The 22,239-nt window shown below is 68.2% G+C and carries 26 protein-coding genes; 14 read left to right on the top strand and 12 right to left on the bottom strand.

Annotation, left to right across the window (positions count from 1 at the left end; all coding sequences use genetic code 11):
* Window positions 1-101: 101 nt before the first annotated feature.
* Both M0R88_RS03215 and M0R88_RS03220 read left to right on the top strand, forming a co-directional pair.
* On the top strand, window positions 102-539 hold the full coding sequence (locus M0R88_RS03215; protein ID WP_248655524.1) for a DUF7975 family protein: 438 nt from the start codon (window positions 102-104) through the stop codon (window positions 537-539).
* A 90-nt stretch (window positions 540-629) separates the two neighbouring features.
* Window positions 630-1,031: a hypothetical protein gene (locus M0R88_RS03220; protein WP_248655525.1), complete on the top strand. Its 402-nt coding sequence runs from the start codon at window positions 630-632 to the stop codon at window positions 1,029-1,031.
* Between the two features lie 78 nt (window positions 1,032-1,109).
* Here the strand turns inward: M0R88_RS03220 and M0R88_RS03225 are convergent, their stop codons facing one another.
* Window positions 1,110-1,340: an Lrp/AsnC ligand binding domain-containing protein gene (locus M0R88_RS03225; RefSeq protein ID WP_248655526.1), complete on the bottom strand. Its 231-nt coding sequence runs from the start codon at window positions 1,338-1,340 to the stop codon at window positions 1,110-1,112.
* Between the two features lie 138 nt (window positions 1,341-1,478).
* Between M0R88_RS03225 and M0R88_RS03230 the strand changes: the two genes are divergently transcribed.
* Both M0R88_RS03230 and M0R88_RS03235 read left to right on the top strand, forming a co-directional pair.
* The gene (locus M0R88_RS03230; protein ID WP_248655527.1) at window positions 1,479-2,129 is read left to right on the top strand and encodes a helix-turn-helix domain-containing protein; all 651 of its coding nucleotides are present in this window, start codon (window positions 1,479-1,481) and stop codon (window positions 2,127-2,129) included.
* Between the two features lie 137 nt (window positions 2,130-2,266).
* Window positions 2,267-2,929 carry a helix-turn-helix domain-containing protein gene (locus M0R88_RS03235; RefSeq protein WP_248655528.1) on the top strand — a complete coding sequence of 221 codons (663 nt, stop codon included), beginning with the start codon at window positions 2,267-2,269 and terminating at the stop codon, window positions 2,927-2,929.
* Window positions 2,930-2,962: 33 nt separating this feature from the next.
* On the opposite strand, the gene M0R88_RS03240 is transcribed toward M0R88_RS03235, so the two are convergent.
* The 8 genes from M0R88_RS03240 to M0R88_RS03275 form a co-directional block, all read right to left on the bottom strand.
* Window positions 2,963-4,489 (bottom strand): TrkH family potassium uptake protein, encoded by a 1,527-nt coding sequence (locus M0R88_RS03240; protein WP_248655529.1) that lies wholly within the window; start codon window positions 4,487-4,489, stop codon window positions 2,963-2,965.
* Between the two features lie 85 nt (window positions 4,490-4,574).
* Window positions 4,575-5,918: a Trk system potassium transporter TrkA gene (gene trkA / locus M0R88_RS03245; RefSeq protein ID WP_248655530.1), complete on the bottom strand. Its 1,344-nt coding sequence runs from the start codon at window positions 5,916-5,918 to the stop codon at window positions 4,575-4,577.
* A gap of 244 nt (window positions 5,919-6,162) precedes the next feature.
* The gene (locus tag M0R88_RS03250; RefSeq protein WP_248655531.1) at window positions 6,163-6,963 is read right to left on the bottom strand and encodes a hypothetical protein; all 801 of its coding nucleotides are present in this window, start codon (window positions 6,961-6,963) and stop codon (window positions 6,163-6,165) included.
* Between the two features lie 85 nt (window positions 6,964-7,048).
* A complete protein-coding gene (locus M0R88_RS03255) occupies window positions 7,049-7,726 on the bottom strand; it encodes a hypothetical protein (RefSeq protein WP_248655532.1) in 678 nt (225 codons plus the stop codon).
* A 262-nt stretch (window positions 7,727-7,988) separates the two neighbouring features.
* The gene (locus tag M0R88_RS03260) at window positions 7,989-8,801 is read right to left on the bottom strand and encodes a TrmB family transcriptional regulator (RefSeq protein ID WP_248655533.1); all 813 of its coding nucleotides are present in this window, start codon (window positions 8,799-8,801) and stop codon (window positions 7,989-7,991) included.
* Between the two features lie 127 nt (window positions 8,802-8,928).
* Window positions 8,929-9,141 (bottom strand): helix-turn-helix transcriptional regulator, encoded by a 213-nt coding sequence (locus tag M0R88_RS03265; protein WP_248655534.1) that lies wholly within the window; start codon window positions 9,139-9,141, stop codon window positions 8,929-8,931.
* Entirely contained in the window at window positions 9,138-9,557 is a 420-nt protein-coding gene (locus tag M0R88_RS03270; RefSeq protein WP_248655535.1) for a DUF2178 domain-containing protein, read from the bottom strand. Before M0R88_RS03270 ends, M0R88_RS03265 begins: the two co-directional genes overlap by 4 nt.
* Before the next feature lie 156 nt (window positions 9,558-9,713).
* The gene (locus M0R88_RS03275; protein ID WP_248655536.1) at window positions 9,714-11,471 is read right to left on the bottom strand and encodes a DUF255 domain-containing protein; all 1,758 of its coding nucleotides are present in this window, start codon (window positions 11,469-11,471) and stop codon (window positions 9,714-9,716) included.
* Between the two features lie 156 nt (window positions 11,472-11,627).
* On the opposite strand from M0R88_RS03275, the gene M0R88_RS03280 reads away from it, so the two are divergent.
* The 6 genes from M0R88_RS03280 (at window position 11,628) to M0R88_RS03305 (ending at window position 17,391) form a co-directional block, all read left to right on the top strand.
* Window positions 11,628-12,188, top strand: a complete 561-nt coding sequence (locus M0R88_RS03280; protein ID WP_248655537.1) for a DnaJ domain-containing protein — start codon at window positions 11,628-11,630, stop codon at window positions 12,186-12,188.
* Window positions 12,189-12,308: 120 nt separating this feature from the next.
* The gene (locus M0R88_RS03285) at window positions 12,309-13,778 is read left to right on the top strand and encodes a BGTF surface domain-containing protein (protein ID WP_248655538.1); all 1,470 of its coding nucleotides are present in this window, start codon (window positions 12,309-12,311) and stop codon (window positions 13,776-13,778) included.
* A 75-nt stretch (window positions 13,779-13,853) separates the two neighbouring features.
* On the top strand, window positions 13,854-14,876 hold the full coding sequence (locus M0R88_RS03290) for a restriction endonuclease (protein WP_248655539.1): 1,023 nt from the start codon (window positions 13,854-13,856) through the stop codon (window positions 14,874-14,876).
* Window positions 14,877-14,999: 123 nt separating this feature from the next.
* Entirely contained in the window at window positions 15,000-16,673 is a 1,674-nt protein-coding gene (locus tag M0R88_RS03295; RefSeq protein ID WP_248655540.1) for a GTPBP1 family GTP-binding protein, read from the top strand.
* 4 nt (window positions 16,674-16,677) lie between these two features.
* Window positions 16,678-16,998: a hypothetical protein gene (locus M0R88_RS03300; protein ID WP_248655541.1), complete on the top strand. Its 321-nt coding sequence runs from the start codon at window positions 16,678-16,680 to the stop codon at window positions 16,996-16,998.
* 42 nt (window positions 16,999-17,040) lie between these two features.
* Window positions 17,041-17,391: a hypothetical protein gene (locus M0R88_RS03305; protein ID WP_248655542.1), complete on the top strand. Its 351-nt coding sequence runs from the start codon at window positions 17,041-17,043 to the stop codon at window positions 17,389-17,391.
* Window positions 17,392-17,399: 8 nt separating this feature from the next.
* Here the strand turns inward: M0R88_RS03305 and M0R88_RS03310 are convergent, their stop codons facing one another.
* Window positions 17,400-17,822 carry a DUF7979 domain-containing protein gene (locus M0R88_RS03310; RefSeq protein WP_248655543.1) on the bottom strand — a complete coding sequence of 141 codons (423 nt, stop codon included), beginning with the start codon at window positions 17,820-17,822 and terminating at the stop codon, window positions 17,400-17,402.
* A gap of 63 nt (window positions 17,823-17,885) precedes the next feature.
* A complete protein-coding gene (locus M0R88_RS03315) occupies window positions 17,886-18,632 on the bottom strand; it encodes an HAD family hydrolase (protein WP_248655544.1) in 747 nt (248 codons plus the stop codon).
* Window positions 18,633-18,822: 190 nt separating this feature from the next.
* Here M0R88_RS03315 and M0R88_RS03320 point away from each other — a divergent pair, with 190 nt between their 5' ends.
* The 4 genes from M0R88_RS03320 (at window position 18,823) to M0R88_RS03335 (ending at window position 21,696) form a co-directional block, all read left to right on the top strand.
* Window positions 18,823-19,725: a hypothetical protein gene (locus M0R88_RS03320; protein WP_248655545.1), complete on the top strand. Its 903-nt coding sequence runs from the start codon at window positions 18,823-18,825 to the stop codon at window positions 19,723-19,725.
* Entirely contained in the window at window positions 19,722-20,519 is a 798-nt protein-coding gene (locus tag M0R88_RS03325) for a DUF8135 domain-containing protein (protein WP_248655546.1), read from the top strand. The genes M0R88_RS03320 and M0R88_RS03325 overlap by 4 nt, the downstream gene beginning before the upstream one ends.
* Window positions 20,520-20,580: 61 nt before the next feature.
* Window positions 20,581-21,096 carry a DedA family protein gene (locus M0R88_RS03330; protein WP_248655547.1) on the top strand — a complete coding sequence of 172 codons (516 nt, stop codon included), beginning with the start codon at window positions 20,581-20,583 and terminating at the stop codon, window positions 21,094-21,096.
* Window positions 21,097-21,366: 270 nt separating this feature from the next.
* Window positions 21,367-21,696 (top strand): transcription factor S, encoded by a 330-nt coding sequence (locus tag M0R88_RS03335; RefSeq protein ID WP_248655548.1) that lies wholly within the window; start codon window positions 21,367-21,369, stop codon window positions 21,694-21,696.
* Window positions 21,697-21,734: 38 nt separating this feature from the next.
* Here the strand turns inward: M0R88_RS03335 and M0R88_RS03340 are convergent, their stop codons facing one another.
* Complete coding sequence (locus M0R88_RS03340) at window positions 21,735-22,121, bottom strand: DCC1-like thiol-disulfide oxidoreductase family protein (RefSeq protein ID WP_248655549.1); 387 nt, start codon at window positions 22,119-22,121, stop codon at window positions 21,735-21,737.
* Window positions 22,122-22,239: the final 118 nt, after the last annotated feature.

Below are 22,239 nucleotides of genomic sequence, written 5' to 3' on the forward strand. Positions count from 1 at the left end.
TTGAAGCCGCCGGGGTGTCGGTGGTTGGATAGCTTCCGGACGGTCGGCGGTCTCGGTTCCGTTCTGACACCCTTTTTCAGTCCCGACTGCGTACCTCCGGTATGACCCGATTCGACGCCGCGACGCCCGACGAGCGCCAGAAGCTGTTCGCAGAGGGCGTCGTCGCCCACCGCGAGCGCGCCAGTCCGTTCGTCACGTTCGAGGCCCACGTCGACGCGAGAGCCGACGAGGAGACCCCGGACTCGGACGCCGAGGGCGACGAGCAGGAACCGGAGGAAGCCCCGCCGTGGATTCAGTTCGGCGACGGAACGCTCAATTTGGACTGCACCGACGACGAGCTAGACGCGCTCAAATCCCTGCTCGGCGAGTTCCCGGCGTTCAAGATAGACGAGTTGACGCGGCCCGAGGAGGCCGAGGGCGTCAACGTCCGGGTGTCCGCGCTGGCCGACCCGAACCGAGTCGCCCAGTGCGTCGAGCGCGTCTTCCGGAAGGTGTACGACCGGCCCGAGGGATACCGGGCGTGGGTGGCGGCCGTCTGAACGCGGGTCGGTCGCCCGACGCTCCGACCGCTTTCGACACCCCGGTTGCGTTCAATGGTTTTATTTCCCGAGTGTAGCGTTTATAGACCGATGCCCATCGCCGAGGACATGTGTTCGATTACGTTAGCTCACGCAGACGAGAAACTCCGATACTTCGTCCGCGCTGACCCCGACGATGGCGACTCCAGCGAGGTGGACGTCCTCCACCTCCGCGAGGACCTCGACTGGACCGACCGCCGCCAGCGCGAGGTCGAGTCCGAACTCCTCGAACTCGTAGCCAGCGAGAGCTACGAGGAGCTGATGGGTTCCGAGAACGTCAACCAGATAATCAAGGTCGCAGACACGAAGATACTGTTCACCGGATTCGTGGACGACGTGGTGGTCATCGCCGCCTTCGAGCGCGGTATCCTCCCCGCTCTGCCGACGGTCGTGGCCGATTTCCGGGAGTACATGCGCGATAACGACGTGTCGTTCATCGCGCTCGACGCCTGAGGCGTCGGTCCTCGGTAATCATCCTCGGTCGGTAACCGCGCGGAAGTCGGCCGCCGTGAGACTCGCGCCGGGCGATACTCAGTCCATCTGAATGTACGTCCGCGTCGTCCCCACGTCCTCGAGTGCGTGTATCCCGCCGGTGACGACTTTCTGGAGGTCGCGAACCGTCTCGGCTTCGATTTCGGCGATGACGTCGAAGTCCCCGGCGACGACGTGGGCCTCCGTGACGCCCGGTACGTCGCGGAGCGCCGCCGTGACGCCCTCCGATGCTCCCGCTCCCGTGATGATTGCCGTGTACGCACGGACCATGGCCCCGCTACGACGACTGTTAGGAAAGCGTTGTCGCCGGGTAGAGTGACGGCTCGTCGCCGACAGGACGCCAGCCTCGTCGCCGAATTAGATAATCTCTGCCACACGACGTTTCCGTGCGGAGGTCGAATCCGACGCATGAGCCTCGTCGCGGAGTTCTCGGTGCCGACGGGCGACTTCGCACTCGACAGTGCGCTCGACGCTATGCCGGAGATGCGAATCGAAGTCGAGCGACTGGCGACTCACAGCAGGGAGTGGGTGATGCCGTTCGTCTGGGCGACGGGCGGCGACCTCGACGACTTCGAGTCGGCGATGGCGGACGACGAGACGGTCGCCGACGTTGAGACGCTCGACCGGTTCGAGGACGGTGCGCTGTACCTCGTCGAGTGGTCCGAGACCGTCGAGTCGCTCGTGGACGAGATGATAGACCGGCACGCCGTGGTTCAGGAGGCGGCGGCCGACGACGAGTGGTTCTTCAAACTCCGGTTCTCCGAAGAACAGCACCTCTCGTCGTTCCGCGACCACTTCGGGTCGAACTTCGAGCTCCACCGGAAGTACCGGGCCAGCGAACCCAGACACGGCGAGTTCGGGCTGACTTCCGAACAGCGCGAGACGCTGGTGGTCGCCTCCGAACTGGGGTACTTCGCGGTCCCGCGCTCGGCGACGGTCGAGGACATCGCCGCGGAACTCGACATCTCGGCGAACTCGGTCTCTCAGCGGCTCCGGCGCGCGCACGACGCACTGGTCTGCAACACGCTCCGCATCGACGGCCGAGACCGCCCCGCCTGATACATGGCATTAATATTAATGCCGTGGTCTTACGGTGACGTTCTGTCAACCAACGGGTGGATGACAGGGCTGCCACAGGAAGGGCGCGTAGCGACGACGATGGGTTGCACGACACGGCGACACGCTTCTCTACAACGATGGGAGTAGTCACGGCCTTCGAAATCGAGGTTCCGGCGTCGGCGCTCGCGCTCGGCGAGACGTTCGAGCGCGCGCCCGACGCCACGGTCCAGTTAGAGCGCACGGTCGGCGACCCCGACGACCGAGTGAGCATGTCGGCGTGGGTGTCTGACGTCGGAGACCGCTCGCCCGCCGACCTCCTCGAAGCGGACTCGACTGTCGCCGCGGTCAACCGCCTCGGGTCGGACGACGGCGCCGAACTCCTCGAACTGGAGTTCGAAGGACCCATCTGTCGGTTCGCCAGAACGGTCTTCGACCGGGGCGGAGTGATACTCCGCGCGACCGCGGAAGGCGGCGTCTGGCAGATGCAGTTGCGGTTCGCGGACAGCGACGACGTGGCCGAGGCGTTCGACGACGAGTTCACCCGCGAGTTCGAGGCGACCGTCACGCGGTTGTACGGCTCCAACGACGCCCCGACGGCCGATACCGGACTGACCGACAAACAGAAGCAGGCGCTCGACGCCGCGTTCGATATGGGCTACTACGAGATTCCCCGGACGGTGGACCTCCGGGGCGTCGGCGAGCGACTCGGCATCTCCCGGCAGGCGGTCTCCGAGCGCCTCCGCCGGGGCCACGAACTGCTGGTCGCGGACCTCCTCGGCGAAAACGACGATAGCAGGTGAGCGGCGGCGGTCGGGAGCCGTCGGGAGACCGTTTTATGACCGCCAGTACGCCGGCGTCAGCAGGACCAGCACCGGCAGGATTTCGAGGCGACCGATCCACATCAGAAACACCATGAACAGCTTCGAGGTCGCCGGGAACGGGAGGTAGCTGTTCATCGGCCCGACGATGCCGAACCCCGGTCCGACGTTGCCCAGCGTCGCGGCCACCGCGCTCATCGCGTCGAGCGCGACCAACTCCATCCCGGTGCGGGCCGCGTCGAAGTAGACGACCATCGCGGCGACGAAGAAGATGAGCAGGTACAGCAGGGTGAAGGCGTAGATGCCCCGGACCGCGCGCTCGTCCAGCGCCCGGCCGCCGAGTCGGACCGGCCGGACCGCCTCGGGGTGGACCGTGGTGAACAGTTCGCGCTTGATGGACCGGAGGATGACCAGCCAGCGCACGATTTTGACCGCGCCGCCGGTCGAACCCGCCGACCCGCCCACGAACAGCGCGACGAACAGGACGTACTGGGCCGGATTCCCCCACTCGGCGAAGTCCACGCTGGCGTACCCGGTCGTCGTGACGAGCGAGACCACCTGAAAGACGGCGTGGCGGAGCGCCTTCTCGATGTTCCCGGAGAGCGGTTCGACGGCGGTGGGTTCGGGCGTCCCGCCGACGAACAGCAGGGCGGCGACCAGTCCAGCGAAGACCGCCAGCACGCCCAGATAGAACCGGAACTCGTTGTCTTCCGCGAACGCCTCGGGGTCGCCGTTGAACGCGTGCCAGAACAGCGCGAAGTTGGTGCCCGCGGCGACCATGAACGGGATGATGAGCCACTGGACGGCCGCCGAGAAGTACTCGATGCTCCGGGCGGCCGGGGAGAATCCGCCGGTCGGCATGGTCGTCAACCCGTGGGCGACCGCCTGGTACGGGGTCATGTTCGGTGCGACCCCCACGAGGTGGAGACCGAACAACAGGAGGATTTCGAGCGCGGTGATGGCGATGTACAGCTTCCAGAGTGCGCGTGCGGTCTCGGCGATACGGGGCGTGAGCTTCGTGATGCCGGGACCGGGGGCCTCGGCGTCCATCAGTTGCGCACCTCCGACCGAGAGTTCCGGCAGGATGGCCACCGCCAGCACGACGATTCCCATGCCGCCGAGCCACTGCGTTTGCTGTCGCCACATCATCAGCGCCCGCGAGTGGTCCTCGAAACCGATGTTGCCCATCACGGTCGCTCCGGTGGTCGTGAACCCGCTCATCGACTCGAACAGCGCGTTGACCGGCTGAGCGACGGTCCCCTGCCCCGCGATGACGTACGGCGCGGCCCCGATTATCGACACCGCGAGCCACGTCAGCGCGACCATCAGGAACCCCTCGCGTGCCCCGAGGTCCGGGTCGTCGTCCAACCGTTCGAGACCCCACCCGATGCCGACCGCCAGCGCCATCGACGCGACGAACGTCGTCACGCCGTCGCCGTAGAACACCGCCAGCGCGAGCGGAAACGCCATCGCCACCGCCAGCCACTTGACCACGGTGCCGACGAGGCTCACGCTCGCTCGCCAGTCTACGCGTAGGTTCATCGCCGACTCACCCGTCGCCGACCGCTCTCTTCCCGACTCGCTCGTCGCGTCATGGCTACGATTTCGCTCCTGTCATGATTTCCAGTTACAATCGTTCGGAGACCGCTTCGAGCGCGTCTCGACCGACGAACGCGACGACGTGGTCGCCGGGTTCGATAATCGTGTCCCCGCGCGGCACGACGAACCGCTCGTCGCGCGTGATGGCACCGATGACGAACTCCTCGGGGAGGTCCGCGACCGCCTCGCGGATGGGCCGGCCGACCAGAATCGAGTCGCCGTCCACCTCGACTTCGAGGACCTCGGCCCTGTCGTTCTCGATGAGCGCGACGTTCTCGGTGTGGAGTTCCCGCGTGAACCGCGTAATCTCTTCGGCGGTCACCTCGCGGGGGTTGACGCCCACGTCCACGCCGACCGTCTCGAAGACGTCGACGTAGTCGCCGCTCTCGACCACCGCGACGGTCCGGCGCGCGCCCAACTGCTTCGCCAGCACCGAGACCAGCAGGTTCCGCTCGTCGCTGTCGAGGGCCGCGACCACCGCGTCGGCCTCGTTCACGTGTTCGCGCGCGAGGAACTCGGCGTCCGTCGGGTCGTTCTCCATGACGACGGTGTCGGGCAACTCCTCGGCGAGTTGCCGGGCGCGCTCGTGGTCCTGCTCGATGAGTCGCGGATGGAGGCCCCGCTCCTCCAAGAGTCGCGCGGTGTGGTAGCCGATATCGCTCCCGCCGATGATGACCAAGTCCTCGTTCCGGGAGAGCGTCTCCCTCGGCGCGATTTCGCGGGCGAACCCCTGCACGCTCTCGGGGCTTCCGATGACGACCACCTTGTCCGACGCGCGGATGACCGTCTCCCCGCGCGGTATCTCGACGTCGCCGTCCCGCAGGAGCGCGGCGAACGTCAGCGAGTCGAAGCGGTCGGCCTCCCGGACCGTCTGGTCGGCGACCGGACTCTCCGGGCCGACCTCGAACTCCGCCATCTGGACCCGACCGCCGACGAACGGGTCCACGTCGCGGGCCGCGGGGAGACCGATGACCCGAACGATGTCCTCGGCGGTCAGCAGGTTCGTACAGACCATGAAGTCCACGCCGAAGGCCGTCCTGTCCTCGGCGTGTTGCCACGTTTCGAGGTAATCGACGTTCTTGACCCGCGCGATGGTGAACGGGTCGTCCACGGTCTTGGCCGTCCCGCAGGCGACCAGATTCGTCTCGTCGCGGTCCGTACTGGCGATTATCATGTCGGTCCGCTCGACGCCCGCCTCTTCGAGGGTGTCGAGCGAGGTGCCGTCGCCCTGGATGGCGAGCACGTCGAGCGAGTAGGTCAGCGCGTCCACTCGCTCGCCGTCCATGTCCACGACGACGACCTCGTGAGTGTCGGCCAGACTCGCCGCGATAGAGGACCCGACCTCACCTGCCCCGATGATGATGATGTGCATCAGTAGCCTCCCTCATTATTGACGGTTTTTATGGGGCGCACCGTATCACTATTTCCGTTCGGCGACGAGCGCGGCCCGGCCGCGGCCGGGCCGCGCGGCCGCTGAGAAACAGTCGTGATGTTCCAGAAACCCACAGACCCATTTTAGAACGGTTCAGGCTTCCACGTCTGTTCGGCGCGGTCCGCTCAGCACGAGCGGACCGCGCCGAGGTCGCCCGACTCGCGCGCTCCGCGGCAGATTCGGTCTACGAGACGCGCTTGGCGACCGAGGTCGGAAGCCGAAGCGTCTCGCCGTCCACCACGAGATTGTCGTAGTACACGTCCAGCGTCGCGGGGTTCACCGCGTCGCCGTGGCCGACGCCGACGCGGACGAGGCGCGCCTCCGCGCCGAAGCGCGCGACCGCGTCGCTGAAGTTCCGGCCGTCGTAGCCCGATTCGAGGTCGGTGTACTCGAACCAGTTACCGCCGGCGAGACGGGCGGCCACGTCGAAGGTCCGCCACGACTCGCTCGGCGGGTCGCTCCCGTCGTCGCTGGTCAGGTACATCCCGTGTCGCCCGTCGTCGTTCTCGACCACCAGAAACGTCTCGTCGGGCGCGAGGCCGCCGCTCGGGTCGTCCGAGTTGACGTTGTTCGGACCCTCGTAGTAGTCGTAGCGGAGTTCGCCCAGACTCCCCAGCGTCGGTTCGCCGCTCGGCGCGACTATCGACGCCGCGTAATCGACCGTCGAGTTCCCGCTCGACGTGACGTGAATCGGGTTCGGATGAGAGCCGTCCTGCACGTCGGTCCCGCTCTCGACCGTCGCGGTGTACGACCCGTCGCCGTTGAGGTCGAACAGCGTGACCCCCGGCGGAAGCTCCGTGTTCACCTGCTGGAGCGCCTCCCGTTCGATTCGGTCGGCGTTCCGTCGGCTCCGCGCCGCGTCGTTCGCGCCCGGCGCGTCCGATTCGCCGCGCTCGGCCGCCCCGCTCCCGACGACCGCCCCGCTCCCGACCGCACCCACTGCGGCGGCCATCCATCGGAGGACCGCCCGTCGCTCCCGGTTCATGCCGTTCGACACGACTCCCATCCGTTTATGTCTACTTCCCGATTCTCCCGTCGGTCCGACGACGAGGAGCGACTCCGAGTCACGGTCAGTCGCCGCCGATGCGGAGGGTCACTTCGAGCGGCCCGTCCGACCGGTCGAACGCCAGCGACCCCGAGTACCGGAAGTCGTCGCGCGCCTCGCCGCCGACCGCGCCCCGGACCGTGTTGCCGTCGATGTCGTCGCCGTCGTCCGCGAGGTCGCCCTTCTCGACGCGACCGCTCACGCGGAACTTGTACTCGACCGACTCGCCTCTCGCCCGAATCGTGACGGTGTTCGGGAGGTCGCGCTCGTCTTCCGTCGTGTCCTCGAAGAGGTCGCCGTCCACGTACACCTTCCCCGGCCCGTCGAGTTGCAGGTCGGTCGGGTCGCCGGTGAACAGCCAACTGTCGCACCGCCCGTCGCCGACCGCGCCGCGCGCGGTGTTCTCGTCCACGAGGTCGTCCCCGGCGTCGCTCTCGTAGGTCCCGCCGCGCTTCACCCGCCCGCTGACGCTGACCTCGTAGGAGAAGGTCGCCTCGCCCGCCGCACAGAAGGTAATCTCGCGCCACCCGGTCGCGCCCGCGGTCCCGGCGACCCCGGCACCCGCGAGGCCCGCGGCCGCGGTCCCCTTCAGGAGCGTCCGTCGGTCGAGGCTCCCGGTCGGTGTCGCGCGTCGGTCGTCGGTCCCGTGAGTCTTCCCGCCCGCCTCGGGCGTCGGTTCCTCGCCGGTCGATAGGTTGGTCATTGCTCGCACACCCCAGTTCGACTGCTGGACCGCGAACGGTATCAATCCGGACGCTCCTCAAGTCGGATTCGGTCGCCTTGGGGGCGAGTTAACGCAGATTCATCGAGATTCGCGCGCGAAACCCGAGGTTTCCGAAATCAACTCCGGATGGACCCCGCGACACGCCCGGTTTCTCCGCACGTCAGTGCCTCCCTCGCGTGTCGGACGCGGTAGGTGCGGCGGGTGCGAGGGGTGCGGCGCACCGACGCCGCGCCCGCCGCGCTCAGGTCCCGTCGAACGAGAGCGGCTCTGCGGCCTCCCAGCGCGGCGCGAACGTCTCGCGGACGCCCGCCGCGAACTCGGGGTCCTTCATGTCTATCATGGCGAACGCCTCGCCCGGATTCAGGGGGTTGGCCACCTCGATGCAGACCTCCACGTCGTCGATGAGGTTGAAGGTGCCCTGCAGGTCCTCGGCGGTCCGGACCTTGAACTGCGGGTGGTCGGCGAACGTCTCGGTGTAGCGCCGGCCGACGCTCGGGGGGAGCGTCTCCACCAGACCGGGCGTCATCAGGAGCGAGATTTCGACGCCGCGGTCGAGCGCAGATTCGAGGTGCTGGGAGACGAGTTCGCCCACGTCGCCGATGTCGAACTGCGCGGAGGAGTCGCCCGCGACCATGACTATCTGGTCGTCGGCCGCGTCGAGGCGTTCGACCAGCAGGTCCGTGGACTCCTCGGGACCGACGGCCGCGGTCCAGAACCCCTCCTCGACCGGTTCGCCCGCGTCGAGTTCCTCGGTCAACTCCTCGACGATGGCCTCGTACTGCTCGGCCTGCTCCTCTAACTCGTCGAGTTTGTCGTCGAGCAGACGGTTCAGCGCGGTCTCGGGTTCGACTGCGACGTACTTCTTGGGCCGACTCGCGCTCTGGGAGCGCGCGAGATTGTGGGTCTCCAGACTGCTCAGCACGTCGTAGATGCGGCCCATCGGTACCTCGCTCGCGCGCGACAACTCTTTCGCGGTGGTCGGTCCGGCGTCCAACAGCGCCCGGTACGCTCGCGCCTCGTACTCCGAGAGGCCGAGGTCTCGTAGACTCGCCATGTAGGGGGCAGACGCTCACCGCCTATAAACTCTCGGACTGTTGCAAGTTGAAACGGAGGGACGACGAAAATCACTCGGTCGCCCGACCGTCACCCGGTCGGCGGAATGCCACTCGGTCGCTGGAACTTCACTCGGGTCGGTCGCCGTTCAAGTCCGGGTCGAACAGGTCTTCGATGTTGCAGTCGAAGTAGTCGGCCAACTTGAACGCGAGTTCGATGGAGGGGTCGTATCGCTCGCGCTCGATGGCGTTTATCGTCTGGCGCGTCACCCCGACCGCCGCCGCGAGGTCGGCCTGACTGATGCCTTCGGCGTCCCGACGGTCTCGAATCGTGTTCTTCATGAGCGATACCTGAGAGCGCCGTAGACGACCGCGAACAGCACGTAGACGACGATGAAGCCGTAGAGGACGGGCCAGACCATGTCGGGGAGCGCGTAGTCGCTGACCTGCGGGAGGAGACGGCCCACCGACGCGGTAATCGCCAGTATCGGCGCGAGTATCGTGAGCGTCCACCTGCTCGCTCGCTCTTCGAGCGCCCGGTCGCGCTCGTCGAACAGCGTCACCGAGGAACCGAACAGGACGGCGAAGAACCCGATGACCGCGACCCAGTAGACGGCTTCGCTGACCAGCGGGTAGCCCAGCACTTCTCTGAGCAGGAGCGCGACGGCGACGCCTCCGAGGAGGACGCCGTACATCAGGCGACGGTACTTGCGTTGCTTCGAGAGGGGATTCGAGTCGGATGTGGGGGTCTGTGTCATGGTTTCTGGATGCGCCGCGGTGTAAACCGAGCCTGTCGTAAAGTTCTCTTTACAGTAAAGAAGGCTTTACACAACCACTTAAACCTGACGTTGACCGGAAACATCGACTTCAGTGGCTTCTATCGCCCGAAAATGAGAGAATGGAGGTCGAGACGGCTACTCGGTCAGTTCGGCCACGCGCTCGCTCAGTTCCTCGGGCGTCGTCACCGGGTCCGAACGCTCGCCGTCCACGACGACCACGGCGCTCCCCGCACCGAACTCCTCGCGTACCGCGTCGGCGTCCGGAACCACGACCTTCTCGTGGTCGGCGATTCGCATCGCGGCGCGGTGGAGGTCCGACCCGGCCTCGTCGGCGACTTCCACGACGAGGGGGTCCCGGCAGAGTCGCGCCGCGGCGGTGGCGTAGGACGCGACCTGCACGCCCAAGCGGTCGGCGGCGTCGGCGAACGCCGCTATGGCCTCCTCGGCGACCTCTCGGTAGCGGTCCTCGCCCGTGAGGAGCGCGAGGTCGGCCAGCGCGTCCGCGAGTTCGGCGTTGTGGTCCAGCGGGCGCAGGGGTCGGTCGAGCAGACCCGGTCCCTCGCGGGGACCGTCCACGAACGCGCCGGACGGCGACGAATCGCCGTCCTCGCCGTCCTCGCCGCTCTCGCGCAACGCTTCGAGCGCGTAGTCGGCCACCTCGCGCGCCGCGTCGAGGTACCGCTCGTCGCCCGTGACCTGCCGGGCGGTCGTGAGCGCGCCGAGCAGGTGGGCGTGGTCGGCGAGCAGTCCGGACTCGCTCTCGTCGCCGGTCTCGCTGGCGTCGAAGTGTGTGACCTCGCCGTCCTCGACCAGTTCGGTCAGGACGTACTCCAGCGCGCGCTCGGCGTAGTTGCGGGCGCGCTCGTCGTCGGTGTAGGCGTGGTAGGTGAGCAGCGCGTCGGCCGCCATCGCGTTCCAGTCGGCGAAGGCCGTCGGGTCCACCGCAGGCGGGTCGGCCGCCTCGCGGTCGCTCGGCGCGAGGTCGTAGTAGCCGGGTTCGTCGGTTTCGTCGGATTCCGCGTCCCCGTCGTCGCCGCCCTCGGGCACGTCCGGCGAGTCGCCGGGGGCCTGACTCCCCGCGAAGGCGTCGGTGGCGCCGTTCCAGAGGGTCGTGGTCAGGTACTCGATGGCGCGCTCGGCCGGGTCGCGGTACTCGTCGTCGCCGGTGTAGAGGTAGGCGTTGGCGAACGCCCGGACCAGCGCGGCGTTGGTCGAGAGCAGTTTCTCGTGGTGGACCTCTGTCCAGTCGCGGCTCTCCGCGAACCGGAAGAAGCCGCCGTCGTAGTCGTCGGCGAGGTGGCGCTCGACCGCGGTGAGGGTGGCCAGCGCCTGCTCGCGCTCGCGCTTCAGCGCGAACTCGATCGTGCGCGGGAGCGGGAACTTCTCGCTGTCGCCCCACCCGCCCCACTGCTCGTCGAACTTCTCGCCCAACTGCCCGGCGACCAACTGCTCGATTTCGGGCGAGAGTTCGCCCGCGGGCGGGTCCTCGCGGAGGATCCGCGGGATGCGCGCGGCGTCCTCGCCCTTGTGACTCCAGAGGTCTCGCACGCGCTGGACGACCTGCCGCATCCCGTCGACGCCGAGGTAGGTCGCGCCCGTCAGGAGGTCGCCGTCCGGCGTGCAGAAGACGGTCGAGGGGAACCCGCCGACGTTGTACCGCTCGCGGACCCGCGGCTGGCGGTCGATGTCCACGCGAACCGGCACGAACGAGTCGTTGACGTTCGCGGCGACCATCGGGTTGCTGTACGCCTCGCGGTCCATCTCGTGACACCACGAACACCACGTCGCCGACAGCGAGAGCAGGACCGGTTTGTCCTCGTCGCGGGCCTCCTCGAAGGCGGCCGCGCCCCACTCGCGCCACTCGACTTTGGTCTCCTCGGCGCTTTCGTTCATGCGTCGGCGTTGGGAGCGGGCCGGGATGGGTCTTGCTATGTCGGCGCTTCGGGGTGGGTTTCGTGATCGGTTTGGACCGTCTCTTACACGACCTCCCCCGCCGAGCGAATCGCCCCGAGCGAGACGCTTACGGTCCCCCGCCACGAAGACCGACGCGTGAAACGGGAGCCGCTCCTGTTCGGGCTGGCGGCCGTCCTCGCGGGCATCGCCACGCTCGAATTCGTGCTGGCGTTCGTCTACACGCCCGCGCTGTTCGCCATCGCGGTGCCGTTCGGCGTGGCCGCCTACCTCGTCTGGTACCACGCGAGCGGTCGGCTCCACGAGCGCGTCGTAAGCGGTCGCGCCGGGAGCTACCGCCGCGCCGACCCGGAGACCGGCGGGTTCGGTGCCGGGCCGCGCGATTCGTTCACGGGTCGCCGTGGCTTCGACGCCGACGGCGGATTCGACGGCCGTGAGGCCCGCGACCGACGCGCTCGCGGTGCTGCGGGCGGGCGGGGCGGACGGGGCAGACGGCGCGCCCAGACGGTCGGCGACACCGGACCGACGCCCGCGGAGGCCTATCGCGTCCTCGGACTCGACGGGGACGCCGACGCCGACGACGTGCGGCAGGCCTACCGCCAGAAGGTCAAGTCGGTCCACCCCGACCGCGAGTCCGGCGACGAAGAGCAGTTCAAGCGCGTGAAAGAGGCCTACGAAGTCCTGAACGACCGGAACTGAGTCTCTCGGTCCGGAATCGGCCCCTTCTCCACTCGAAACCCCGCGACGGAATCGGCACGGCGTTCACCAGTCGGATTTATTACGGATGGGTCACAACACGTCGCTAACTTTCGCTCCGCCATGTCAGCGAACTCCCCGCAGTCCCGCGTCGTCGCCCTCGTCGCAGTCCTGCTCGTCGCCAGCGTCGCCCCGGCGCTCGCCCCGATTTCCGCCGGAACCGCCAGCGCGGCGAGCGCGGCGAGCGCGTCGTTCACGCCGAACGTCGTCTACGAGGAGCGCGGCGACGTGGCGAACATCACGGTGAAGACCAACGGCGGCGGCTTCGTCAACATCGGGTCCCCGTCGGACGCGTTCTGGTTGCGACTGAAAGTCGGCGGCGGAACGAACAAGATTACGTTGAACACGTATCGCGCGGGGATGGCGAAGAGCCGCGCGGGGATGGAGAAGGCCGTCTCCGGCGGCACGCTGATGGATTTCGGCGTCTCGGAACTGAACCAGCCGCTCGGTGCCGCCAAGTACTCGATGAACGTCACGAGGAACGGCAACGAAGTCGGAGTCGGCGCGCTCGTCATCGAAAAGCGGAAAACGTTCGGCTTGTCCAAGCAGATCGCGCCCACGGGCGTCGGTGTGAAGAAACTCACCTCGAAGAAGGGCTTGGAGAAACACGCGGTCGCGCCCGGCGGCACGGTCGCTCACGACGACTGGTTGCTCGTCCGCGTCAACGCGACCGGAGTCAAGGGTGCGCTCGGTCCGGCCACGCTAGGCGGGAACGACGACGTGATGCGCGTGCGTTTCGCCCAGACGAACCCGCCGCTGAACGACGACCCCAACCGGTTCTACGGCGCGTCGGTCGAGCGCGTCTTCACTCTCGCCGACCGTGAAGGGTTCTACCTCGCAGTGGACACGAGTAGCCACGCCATCGAACCCGGCGACGCGTACCGCGTCGAGTTCGTCGTTCCGAAGGAGAGTCCGCTGACGAAGAAGCGCGAGAACGTCTCGACCGAAATCAAGGTCGTGGGCCGCCGAGTGGACGTAAAGCGTAACGGACCGGGCGAGAAGGTCGTCGTGGACGGAAAGACGACGATTCGCGGAAACACGTCGCTGACGCCCGGTTCGACCATCAACATCTCGGCGCGCGACGACGACGTCCCGCCGTTCCACATGGGTCGGACCGTCACGGTCACGAACGAGCGGACGTTTGCGACGACGTTCGACTTCTCGGACGTCGAACCCGGCCGCGAGTTCGAGATTCGGCTGGAGGACCAGAAGCGCACGATTCCGGCGATAGCCGCCATCCAGGCGACTCCGACCGCGACCACCACGACCGCGCCCGACCCGACGACGCGGACCACGACCCGGACGACGACCACGCCGCCGACGACCGAGACGACGAAGACGACCGCGGCGGGCCTGACCCAAGCCCCCGTGGACGGCACCCCGAAACCGCTGACTCAAGTGGCGAGCAAGAACGCGAGCGACGGCGACGATGGCGGCGGGGGCGGCGGTCTCGTCCCGGTCCCCGGATTCGGTCCCCTCGCCGGACTCCTCGCACTACTGGCGGGCGGCGTCCTCGCCGCCCGCCGGAGGTAGGCGATGTTTTTTATACGGGGGCTGAGGATATGAAGTCGAACACGCTTCCCCCGCGGTGAAATCATGTTGCAGGGAATGGACCAGTCTGAGTTCGGGCAGTTCGTTGCGGCCCTCTGGGAGCGCCAAGGCTGGCAGACGCAGGTCAAGAACGACGACGGCAGGACCTTCGTCGCGGTCCAGCGACCGAACGGCGGCGAAGAGGGCCTGTTGTGGGCGATTCCCGACGGCGAAGTCGGTGGGCAGCAGGTCCAGCAGTTCGCCAAGTTGTGCCAGCAGTACGAGGTCTCGGAGTCGGCCATCGTCACTGCGGGGACCGTCTCGGACCACGCAGAGAAGGTCTCGCAGGGGTCGGGCGTCGAACTCCTCGACGGCGAGGGCGTCGCCCGCATCCTGAAGCAAAAAGAGTGGACCGACCTCGCCGAGGAGTACGGCGACGGCGGTGCGAACGCCGAAGCGGAAACCGGCGGTGCGACGAGCGACGGCGACGGGTCGCCGCTCGACCAGTTGCGGGCGGTCGGCGACCGACTCGGGTCGAAACTCTCGGCCGCGCTCGGCGGCACCTCCGTCCCGGCGAAACCCGCCGTCGCGGTCGTCCTCGTTGTCGCGCTACTGGCCGCCGGCGTCCTCTCGGGCGTCTCGATTCCGTTCCTCGGCGGCGGTGGCGGCCCGGTCTCCGCCGAGTCGGTCTCGCCGGCGAACAGTACGACGACGCTCAGCGTCGCGTGGAACGCCCGCGTCACCGACACCATCGACCCCGACGAGAGCGACGGGAAGGCGTACCCCGCACCGCGGGGCAAGCAGTTCGTCCTCGTCAAGATGCGCATCAACAACACCGGCGACGCGAAGACCCCACTGAAGAAGTCGGCGTTCAAGCTCCGGACCGCCAACCGGACATACGGTCACCAACCGCTGGCCGAACACGAGGGCTTCATCGACTTCCCCATCTCGCCGAACCAGCGCTACGTCGGCTGGTTGGCGTTCGCGGTGCCCGAGGGGTCGTCCGGGACGCTGATATACGACCAGAACGCGACCGGCACCCCCGTCACCGTGGAGTTCACCCGCGATTCGAGCATCGACGTGAACGTCTCTCAGCGGTGATATTTTCCGGTGGCTCCGAGCCGTAAACCAATCCTGAGATGACCGGATTCGCCGGATAACGTGGGTAACGTAGACGTACGAACGCGGGCAAGGCTTTTGATGACTCCGCTCTAATCCCGTCACATGTGCCCGAACAGGGCCGCGTTGCAGCAGGCCCTCGAACGCGGCGAACAGGAGGGCGGCAGCGTCGAGTTCAAAGAGCGACTCACTCGGGAACTGCACCTCGCCGACGGCCGGATGGAGAGTCTGGCGGCCCAACTCCGCCACCGGGTCCTCTCCGGCGACGGCGAAGCGACCTACGTCGTGGGCGTGACCGACGACGGCGGCATCGCGGGAATCAGCCACGACGATTTCTCGGAGTCGATGGACGTACTGAGCCTGCTCGCGGAGGAGGCCGGCGCGCACATCGAGGACGTCCAGACGTGGGGCATCACCGACGGGACCGTCACCACGGAGGGCGAGGCCGAGGGACTCGTCGGCGTCGCCACGGTCCGGGAGGGCGCGATGCTCGACACCGACAGCGAACACATCGTCGTCGGGACCGCGGGCCACGTGGACCACGGCAAGTCCACGCTGGTCGGGTCGCTCGTGACCGGGCAACCCGACGACGGCGAGGGCGGCACGCGGGGGTTCCTCGACGTGCAACCCCACGAGGTCGAGCGCGGTCTCTCGGCGGACCTCTCGTACGCCGTCTACGGCTTCGACGGCGAGGGACCGGTCCGGATGGACAACCCCCACCGGAAGACCGACCGCGCTCGCGTGGTCGAGGAGTCCGACAAACTGGTCTCGTTCGTGGACACCGTGGGCCACGAGCCGTGGCTCCGGACCACGATTCGAGGGCTGGTCGGCCAGAAACTCGACTACGGCCTGCTGACCGTGGCCGCCGACGACGGGCCGACGAAGACGACCCGCGAGCATCTCGGCGTCCTGCTCGCCACCGAACTCCCGACCGTCGTCGCCATCACGAAGGCCGACGCCGTGACCGACGAGCGCGTCGCCGAAGTCGAGCGCGAGGTCGAGCGCCTGCTCCGGGACGTGGACAAGACCCCCCTGCTGGTGGGCCGCCACGGCGTGGACGCCGCCGTCGAGGAGATAAGCGAGAACGTCGTCCCGGTGCTGACGACCAGCGCGGTCACGATGGAGGGACTGGACGCGCTGGACGAACTGTTCGAGCGCCTGCCCAAGACGACCGCCCAGTCCGGACCCTTCCGGATGTACATCGACCGGACCTACTCGGTGACCGGGGTCGGCGCGGTCGCCTCCGGCACCATCATGTCCGGCGAGGTCGAGGCGGGCGACGAACTCCTGCTCGGCCCGATGGCCGACGGGTCGTTCCGCGAGGTCGAAGTCCGGTCCATCGAGATGCACTACCACCGCGTGGACGAGGCCAAGGCGGGCCGCATCGTCGGCATCGCGCTGAAGGGCGTCCGCGAGGCGGACATCGAGCGCGGGATGGTCCTCCTGCCGGCGGACGCCGACCCCGAACCGGTCCGGGAGTTCGAGGCCGAGGTCGTCGTCCTCAACCACCCGACCAGAATCGACGACGGCTACGAACCGGTCGTCCACCTCGAAACCATCAGCGAGGCCGCGACGTTCCACCCCGAGGGCGGCCAGCTCCTGCCGGGCGACTCGGGTTCGACGACGGTCCGGTTCAAGTTCCGGCCCTACCTCGTGGAGGAGGGCCAGCGCTTCGTCTTCCGCGAGGGCCAGAGCAAGGGCGTCGGCACCGTGACCGACGTGAACCCCGGTGACGACTCGAAGGCAGACCCGGACGCCGACTCCGGCGAGACCGAGTAGGAACGTGGACCGGAACCGACTCGTCACCCTCGCCACGAAGGCGTTCGCCGCGGCCCTGTTCGTCCTCAGCGCGCTCGGTCTCGTCGTCGCCGTCCGGACCGGCGATGGAATCGTCTCGGCTGGGTTCGCGGTCTACCTGACCGCGCTCCTGCTCGGTGGCGTCCTTCGGGATACGATGGACACGCGCAACTGGCAAGTGGCCTTCTTCGGCGGCGTCGCCCTGTGGGGCGGCTACGAGTACGCCACCGCGGGCGACCTGTTCTCGTTACTCCTCGCGGTGTTGGGCGTCGTGATGGTCGCGGCGAACCTGCTGGAGCTTCGGTAACGACCGCCGACGTTTTTCAGGCCGGAGCGCCCACTCCACGTCGTGACTCGACGGTCGACCTCCCGAGCGCGGTTCGACGTGACGCTCGTCTCCAAAGTGGTCGTCTCGCTCCTCTTTCTGGTCGCGCTGGCGGCCGCCGCGATGTCGGTTCGCGCGGACGGCTTCGACTCGCTGGCGACCACCGCGGGCAGTCTCTACGTCACCGGGGCGCTCGCGGTCGGCGTCCTCCGCGACGCGACCGACACGCGCCGCTGGCGAGTGGCGTTCTTCGGCGGCGTGGCCGTCTTCGGACTGGCCGAGTACGCGGCGTCGTCCGAGTGGTTCGACCTGCTTCTGGCCGCGGCGGGCGCGGCGATGCTCGCGGGGGACGCGTTCGACCGGTTCTCCGGGTGAACCGCAGTTCAGACGATGGCGACCCGGACGTAGTAGAACTCGCCGCGGTACGTCACGACCTCGATTCGGTCCTCGTCGTGGAACGAGAAGGCGTTCTGGTTCACGTTGCAGTCACAGCGGAGCGCGCGCTCGAACAGTTTCTGCCGTCGGTCCGATAGGTTCGAGAATTCGGCCCGACTGTTCGCGTCGTACTTCATCGCGGTCTCCTCGTCGATTCTGACGACCGACAGGAGTTGGTCGCCTTTCTCCGGGTCGGCGTCGGTCGTGGTCCACGCTTCGGTCGTGGTCGTCGCGGTCTCCGTCGCGGTCTCGGCGTCCGCCGTGGTCGGCGTGTCGGTCGCGGTCGGTTCCCCGGTCGGAACGACGCCGGCGCAACCGGCGAGGAGGACGGCCAGCGCGAGCGTTCCGATGAGGGCGGCGTTCGGTCGCATCTTCGAAGTCGTTTGCGGTCCCCCGGTAAACATCTTCTGTTGGAACCGGCCAAACGCGGGCGGTCAGTCCGAGCGCGCCCACTCCCGCAGCGACGACAGCGAGTGGTGTGGCTCCGGGTCGGGACTCGGCGTTCGGTCGTCCGCCGTGGGAACCCAGACCGACCGCAGGCCCGCGGCGTGGGCACCCGCCACGTCCGACGACAGGGAGTTGCCGACGTGGACCGCGCGGTCGCGCTCGACGCCCAACTCCGAGAGCGCGACCTCGAAGGGTTCCGGGTCGGGCTTGGCGGCCGCGTCGTGGCCCGCGAAGACGACCGCCTCGAAGCGTTCCGCGAGACCGGCCGACTCCAGCTTCGTGGCCTGCATCTCGGGCGGGCCGTTGGTCACGACGCCGAGCGCGTGGTCGGCCGCGAGCGCGTCTAGCGCTGCGGTCGCGCCGGGCAGGCACTCGACGCGAGCGTGGTCGCGTTCCGCCCGGAAGGCCTCGGCGACCGCCCGGCCGCGCTCGGGGTCCAAGCCCCGGTCCGCGGCGATGGCGGCGAAGCAGTTCGCGCGCCCCTCCGCGATGGAGACGCCGGGCGCGAGGTGGTCCTCGAATCGGTCGAAGTACTCCGCGACGTCGAAGAACGGTTCGACGCCCGCCGACTCGAAGGCGAGCGCGAGCAGTTGGCCGGGCGACCGTTCGTACTCCACGAGGGTCCCGTCGAGGTCGAACAGGACGCCCTCCGCGTCGGCGAGCGCGGAATCCTCGGCGAATGCAGCGTCATCGGCGAGCGCGGCGTCGTCTGCGAGCGCACTGTCGTCGGACATCTCTCGATAGCGCCGTGAACCGCGGACGGAAAAATCGTATCGGTCGCGCGAGGGGTGGTCGAAGCGAGTCGGACCGCGCCGGAGCCGCGTCGATTCGACGGATTGGAATCCGTCTCGGGGGTGTCAGCGGCGGAACGTTTGTCGTGCGGGAGGCCAAGCATTAAGTCGGGGCTGTGAGAATTCCGACCGAATGGCTGGCGAAGATGTCGGCGAGCCGTCTGGAGCGGACGACTCGCTGGAGGGGTGGCTCGACGCGAAGGCCGAGGAGTTGGGCGTGAACCGCGAGGAACTGCTCGCGCGACTCCGGAACGGCGACGCGCCCGAGGCCGTAGACGGCGAGGCGTTCGCGGCGCTCCAGCGAGAGTTCGGCGAGCGCCTGTCGGCGACCCGCGAGGAGTTCGAGACCCAACTCGCCGAAGTCGAGGCCGACCTCGCCGACGCCGAGCGCGAGTTCGACGAGAAGATTCAGGACGTGCGCGAGCGGGTCGTGCAGGTCAAACGCGAGACCGACGGGAAGGCACCCGCAGACCACGACCATCCGGACCTGCGCGAGCGGACCGCGACCGTGGCCGACCGCGCCGACCGCCTCGCCGACGAACTCGACGCGCTCGCCGAGACGGTCGAGGAACTGGACGAGCAGGTCCAGACTGGCTTCGAGAACTACGAGGACGTGCTGGAGTACCTGACCGACGCGACCGACGACCTCGAAACCAGACTCGCCACGCTCGCGGAGGTCACCGTCGAGTTGCGCGACCAGACCCAGACGCTGACCGCGCGCCACGCCGCCCGCGCTGCCGCCGACGAACTCGCGCATCTGGCCAACCGCCGGGGCGTCGAATCGGCCAAGTGCGGCCACTGCGGCGAGACGGTCCACGTCGGCCTGCTCGCCGAACCGAAGTGTCCCCACTGCGCCAGCACGTTCAACGACGTGGAACCCAAGCAGGGACTGTTCGGGTCGGCGAAACTCGTCGTCGGCGACCCGCCCGCGCTGGAGGGCGAGCGCGCCGACTGGGACCTCGGGAGCGTGACCGACGCCGAGAGTCCGGACGTCGAGGACGCCCTCGACGACGTTCTCGGGGAGGACGACGGATGAGCGACGAGCGCGACGAGCGGAGCGATTCGGAGCGCGACGGTCAGCGCGATTCGAAGCCCGACGACGGTGAGCGACCGACGCGGCGCGACGGCGACCCCGACGAACCGCTCGCGGACCTCGCCGCGGAGGTCCGCGAGCGGACGGGCGAGCGGCGCGACGGTGAGCGTCGGCACGGCCGCGGAGAACGCCACGGAGAACGTGACGAGCGCCGTGACGAACGAACCGACCGCTCGGAGCGCGAGGGACCGCTGGCCGACGTTGCCGCGGCGGTGGACGAGCGCCGGACCCGGAAGCGCGACGACGCCGACGCCTTCGAGTCGGTCGAGGTGGGCGAGGTAGACGGCGAACGACTCTGGGAGCAGTTGGCCGCCGGCGAGACCGACGGGACCGCCGGGGTCCCGACCGAGCAGTCCGGCGACGCGGCAGTCCCGACCGGGGAGAGCGACGCGGCGGACTGGAGTTCGGAGGCGGACTCGGCGGGTTCGAGCGGGGCGGGTTCGACGACGGACGCCACCGCCGACTGGGTGGCGGACGCGACCGACCGCGCCGCCGGCCGCGACGTGCGGACGATTCCGAAGACGACGTGTCACGGCTGTCCGCACTTCGGCGACCCGCCGGAACTCCACTGCACGCACGAGAGCACCGATATTCTGGCGATGGTGGACTCCGAGCGCTTCCGCGTCGCCGACTGTCCGATAGTGGTGGACGGCGAGGAGGACATCGGCTCCATCGCGGTCGAGGGCGGCGACGCGGGCGGGGGCGGCGACGTGAGCGACGGCGAAGGCGACGAGTGACGAGCGACCGCGGGCCGCGCTCGGCCGACCGGGTTATCTGCTCGGGGCGCGAACTCCGACCGTGTTCCAGCATCTCGGGGAGACGGCGCTCCGGCTGGTCGAGCAGTACGGCTACCTCGCGGTCGCGCTGTTCACGTTTCTGGAGGCGTCGATGCTGTTCCCGCTGTTGCCGAGCGAGGTAGTCGTGCCCGGCGCGGCCGCGCTCCTCGTCGGCGGGCCGGTGACGTTCGCGCTGTTCGTCGCCGCGGTGGTCGTCGGCACGACGGTCGGGAGCCTGTTCGCGTACCACGTCTTCGGCGAGCGCGGGCGCTCGGCGCTGGCGTCCCACGGCGGGTGGCTCCGGGTCTCGGAGGACCGACTGGAGCGGGCGACCGCGTGGTTCCGACGCTGGGGCGAGCATTCGGTCCTCTGGGGCCGCCTGCTCCCGATTCTGCGGTCGCTGGTCTCGGTTCCGGCGGGTCTCTCGGGGATGGCGCGCTGGAAGTTCACGCTCTACTCGGCGGTCGGCTCGCTCGCGTTCGCGGTGGTCGTGGCGACGGCCGTCGAAACGGGATTGAATCTAATCGGCATCGCGTGAGAAACCGGTGACTTCTCCGGACTCGGTTTCGCTCCCTTTCCGGTTCCTCGGCGGTGCGGCGGCGGTGGCGGTGCCGTGCGGTCGCGGTAACTCCGAGGCTCGAGCCTAAAGCTACTGTCTCTCACTTCTCACTCGTCGTCGCTCCGAGAACCCGGAGGCATCCCTCTCGAATCCGACGCGACCCCTCGAAAACCGCCGCCAGCGAGTCGAAATAGCGACGGAGAGAAATCGAGCGTGGCGCTTATCAGGAACCGCCGACTACCACCGGTTATGCAATTCTGCGACGAATGCGGCTCCATGATGAAGTCGATGGGGTCGAAGATGGTCTGTGCGAACGACGACTGTCAGGGCACCACCGACAAGGACGAGGAGGTGGCCGCCGAGTTCGTCTCGACCGAGGAGCAGAGCGGCGACGAGGTCATCGAGACCTCCGAGGACGCCAACTTCGAGGGGAAGCCGACCGCCGACGACGTGACCTGCGAGGAGTGCGGCCACGGCAAGGCGTGGTACACCATCAAGCAGACCGGCGCGGCCGACGAACCGCCGACGCGCTTCTTCAAGTGCCAGGAGTGCGGCCACCGCTGGCGCGAGTACAGCTAACCGCGGTCACTCGCCGACGGCGAGACGGCGACGAAACGTCAGTTCTCGCGCTCGGCGTCCCTCGCGGGCGGCGTCTTCGACACCACCGACCCCAGTTCGCCCCGGTGGTCCGCGACCGCCCGATACGCCGACTCGCGCAACTCCTCGTAGTCTGCGAAGTTCCGGAGGAATCCGACCAACGGGCCGAGTTCGTCGGCGACGTCCGACCGCACCAGCGCTTGTTCCAGCGACTCGCCGCAGGAGTAGACCTCGCCGTCGGCCAGCAGGTGCGAACACGTCTCGTAGTCGTCGGGCAGGCGCGTGCGCTGGTCGTCGGTCAGTTCCGAGAACCCGACGACCTCGAGGTCCGAGCGCCGTTCGAAGAAGTCGGCCCACCACGTGCAGAACCCGCAGTCGTCGTCGTAGACGAGCGTCGCGTCACTCATGGCGGGGACGACGGCGGTCGGCAACTAATTCCTACTGGATTCCGCCACTCGGCCGTCGGCGATACCGGGTGCCGAACGGCGGAGTGCCCCCGGCTTGCGACGGCAATAACTCGCGTCG

Origin of the sequence: Halorussus gelatinilyticus (assembly GCF_023238445.1) — an archaeon.
GTDB lineage: Archaea > Halobacteriota > Halobacteria > Halobacteriales > Haladaptataceae > Halorussus > Halorussus gelatinilyticus.

Coding starts and splice junctions, on each gene's coding strand:
- M0R88_RS03215 (WP_248655524.1), top strand. CDS start 102: ATGACCCGATTCGACGCCGCGACGCCCGACGAGCGCCAGAAGCTGTTC.
- M0R88_RS03220 (WP_248655525.1), top strand. CDS start 630: ATGCCCATCGCCGAGGACATGTGTTCGATTACGTTAGCTCACGCAGAC.
- M0R88_RS03225 (WP_248655526.1), bottom strand. CDS start 1,340: ATGGTCCGTGCGTACACGGCAATCATCACGGGAGCGGGAGCATCGGAG.
- M0R88_RS03230 (WP_248655527.1), top strand. CDS start 1,479: ATGAGCCTCGTCGCGGAGTTCTCGGTGCCGACGGGCGACTTCGCACTC.
- M0R88_RS03235 (WP_248655528.1), top strand. CDS start 2,267: ATGGGAGTAGTCACGGCCTTCGAAATCGAGGTTCCGGCGTCGGCGCTC.
- M0R88_RS03240 (WP_248655529.1), bottom strand. CDS start 4,489: ATGAACCTACGCGTAGACTGGCGAGCGAGCGTGAGCCTCGTCGGCACC.
- trkA (WP_248655530.1), bottom strand. CDS start 5,918: ATGCACATCATCATCATCGGGGCAGGTGAGGTCGGGTCCTCTATCGCG.
- M0R88_RS03250 (WP_248655531.1), bottom strand. CDS start 6,963: ATGAACCGGGAGCGACGGGCGGTCCTCCGATGGATGGCCGCCGCAGTG.
- M0R88_RS03255 (WP_248655532.1), bottom strand. CDS start 7,726: ATGACCAACCTATCGACCGGCGAGGAACCGACGCCCGAGGCGGGCGGG.
- M0R88_RS03260 (WP_248655533.1), bottom strand. CDS start 8,801: ATGGCGAGTCTACGAGACCTCGGCCTCTCGGAGTACGAGGCGCGAGCG.
- M0R88_RS03265 (WP_248655534.1), bottom strand. CDS start 9,141: ATGAAGAACACGATTCGAGACCGTCGGGACGCCGAAGGCATCAGTCAG.
- M0R88_RS03270 (WP_248655535.1), bottom strand. CDS start 9,557: ATGACACAGACCCCCACATCCGACTCGAATCCCCTCTCGAAGCAACGC.
- M0R88_RS03275 (WP_248655536.1), bottom strand. CDS start 11,471: ATGAACGAAAGCGCCGAGGAGACCAAAGTCGAGTGGCGCGAGTGGGGC.
- M0R88_RS03285 (WP_248655538.1), top strand. CDS start 12,309: ATGTCAGCGAACTCCCCGCAGTCCCGCGTCGTCGCCCTCGTCGCAGTC.
- M0R88_RS03290 (WP_248655539.1), top strand. CDS start 13,854: ATGGACCAGTCTGAGTTCGGGCAGTTCGTTGCGGCCCTCTGGGAGCGC.
- M0R88_RS03295 (WP_248655540.1), top strand. CDS start 15,000: ATGTGCCCGAACAGGGCCGCGTTGCAGCAGGCCCTCGAACGCGGCGAA.
- M0R88_RS03310 (WP_248655543.1), bottom strand. CDS start 17,822: ATGCGACCGAACGCCGCCCTCATCGGAACGCTCGCGCTGGCCGTCCTC.
- M0R88_RS03315 (WP_248655544.1), bottom strand. CDS start 18,632: ATGTCCGACGACAGTGCGCTCGCAGACGACGCCGCGCTCGCCGATGAC.
- M0R88_RS03320 (WP_248655545.1), top strand. CDS start 18,823: ATGGCTGGCGAAGATGTCGGCGAGCCGTCTGGAGCGGACGACTCGCTG.
- M0R88_RS03325 (WP_248655546.1), top strand. CDS start 19,722: ATGAGCGACGAGCGCGACGAGCGGAGCGATTCGGAGCGCGACGGTCAG.
- M0R88_RS03335 (WP_248655548.1), top strand. CDS start 21,367: ATGCAATTCTGCGACGAATGCGGCTCCATGATGAAGTCGATGGGGTCG.
- M0R88_RS03340 (WP_248655549.1), bottom strand. CDS start 22,121: ATGAGTGACGCGACGCTCGTCTACGACGACGACTGCGGGTTCTGCACG.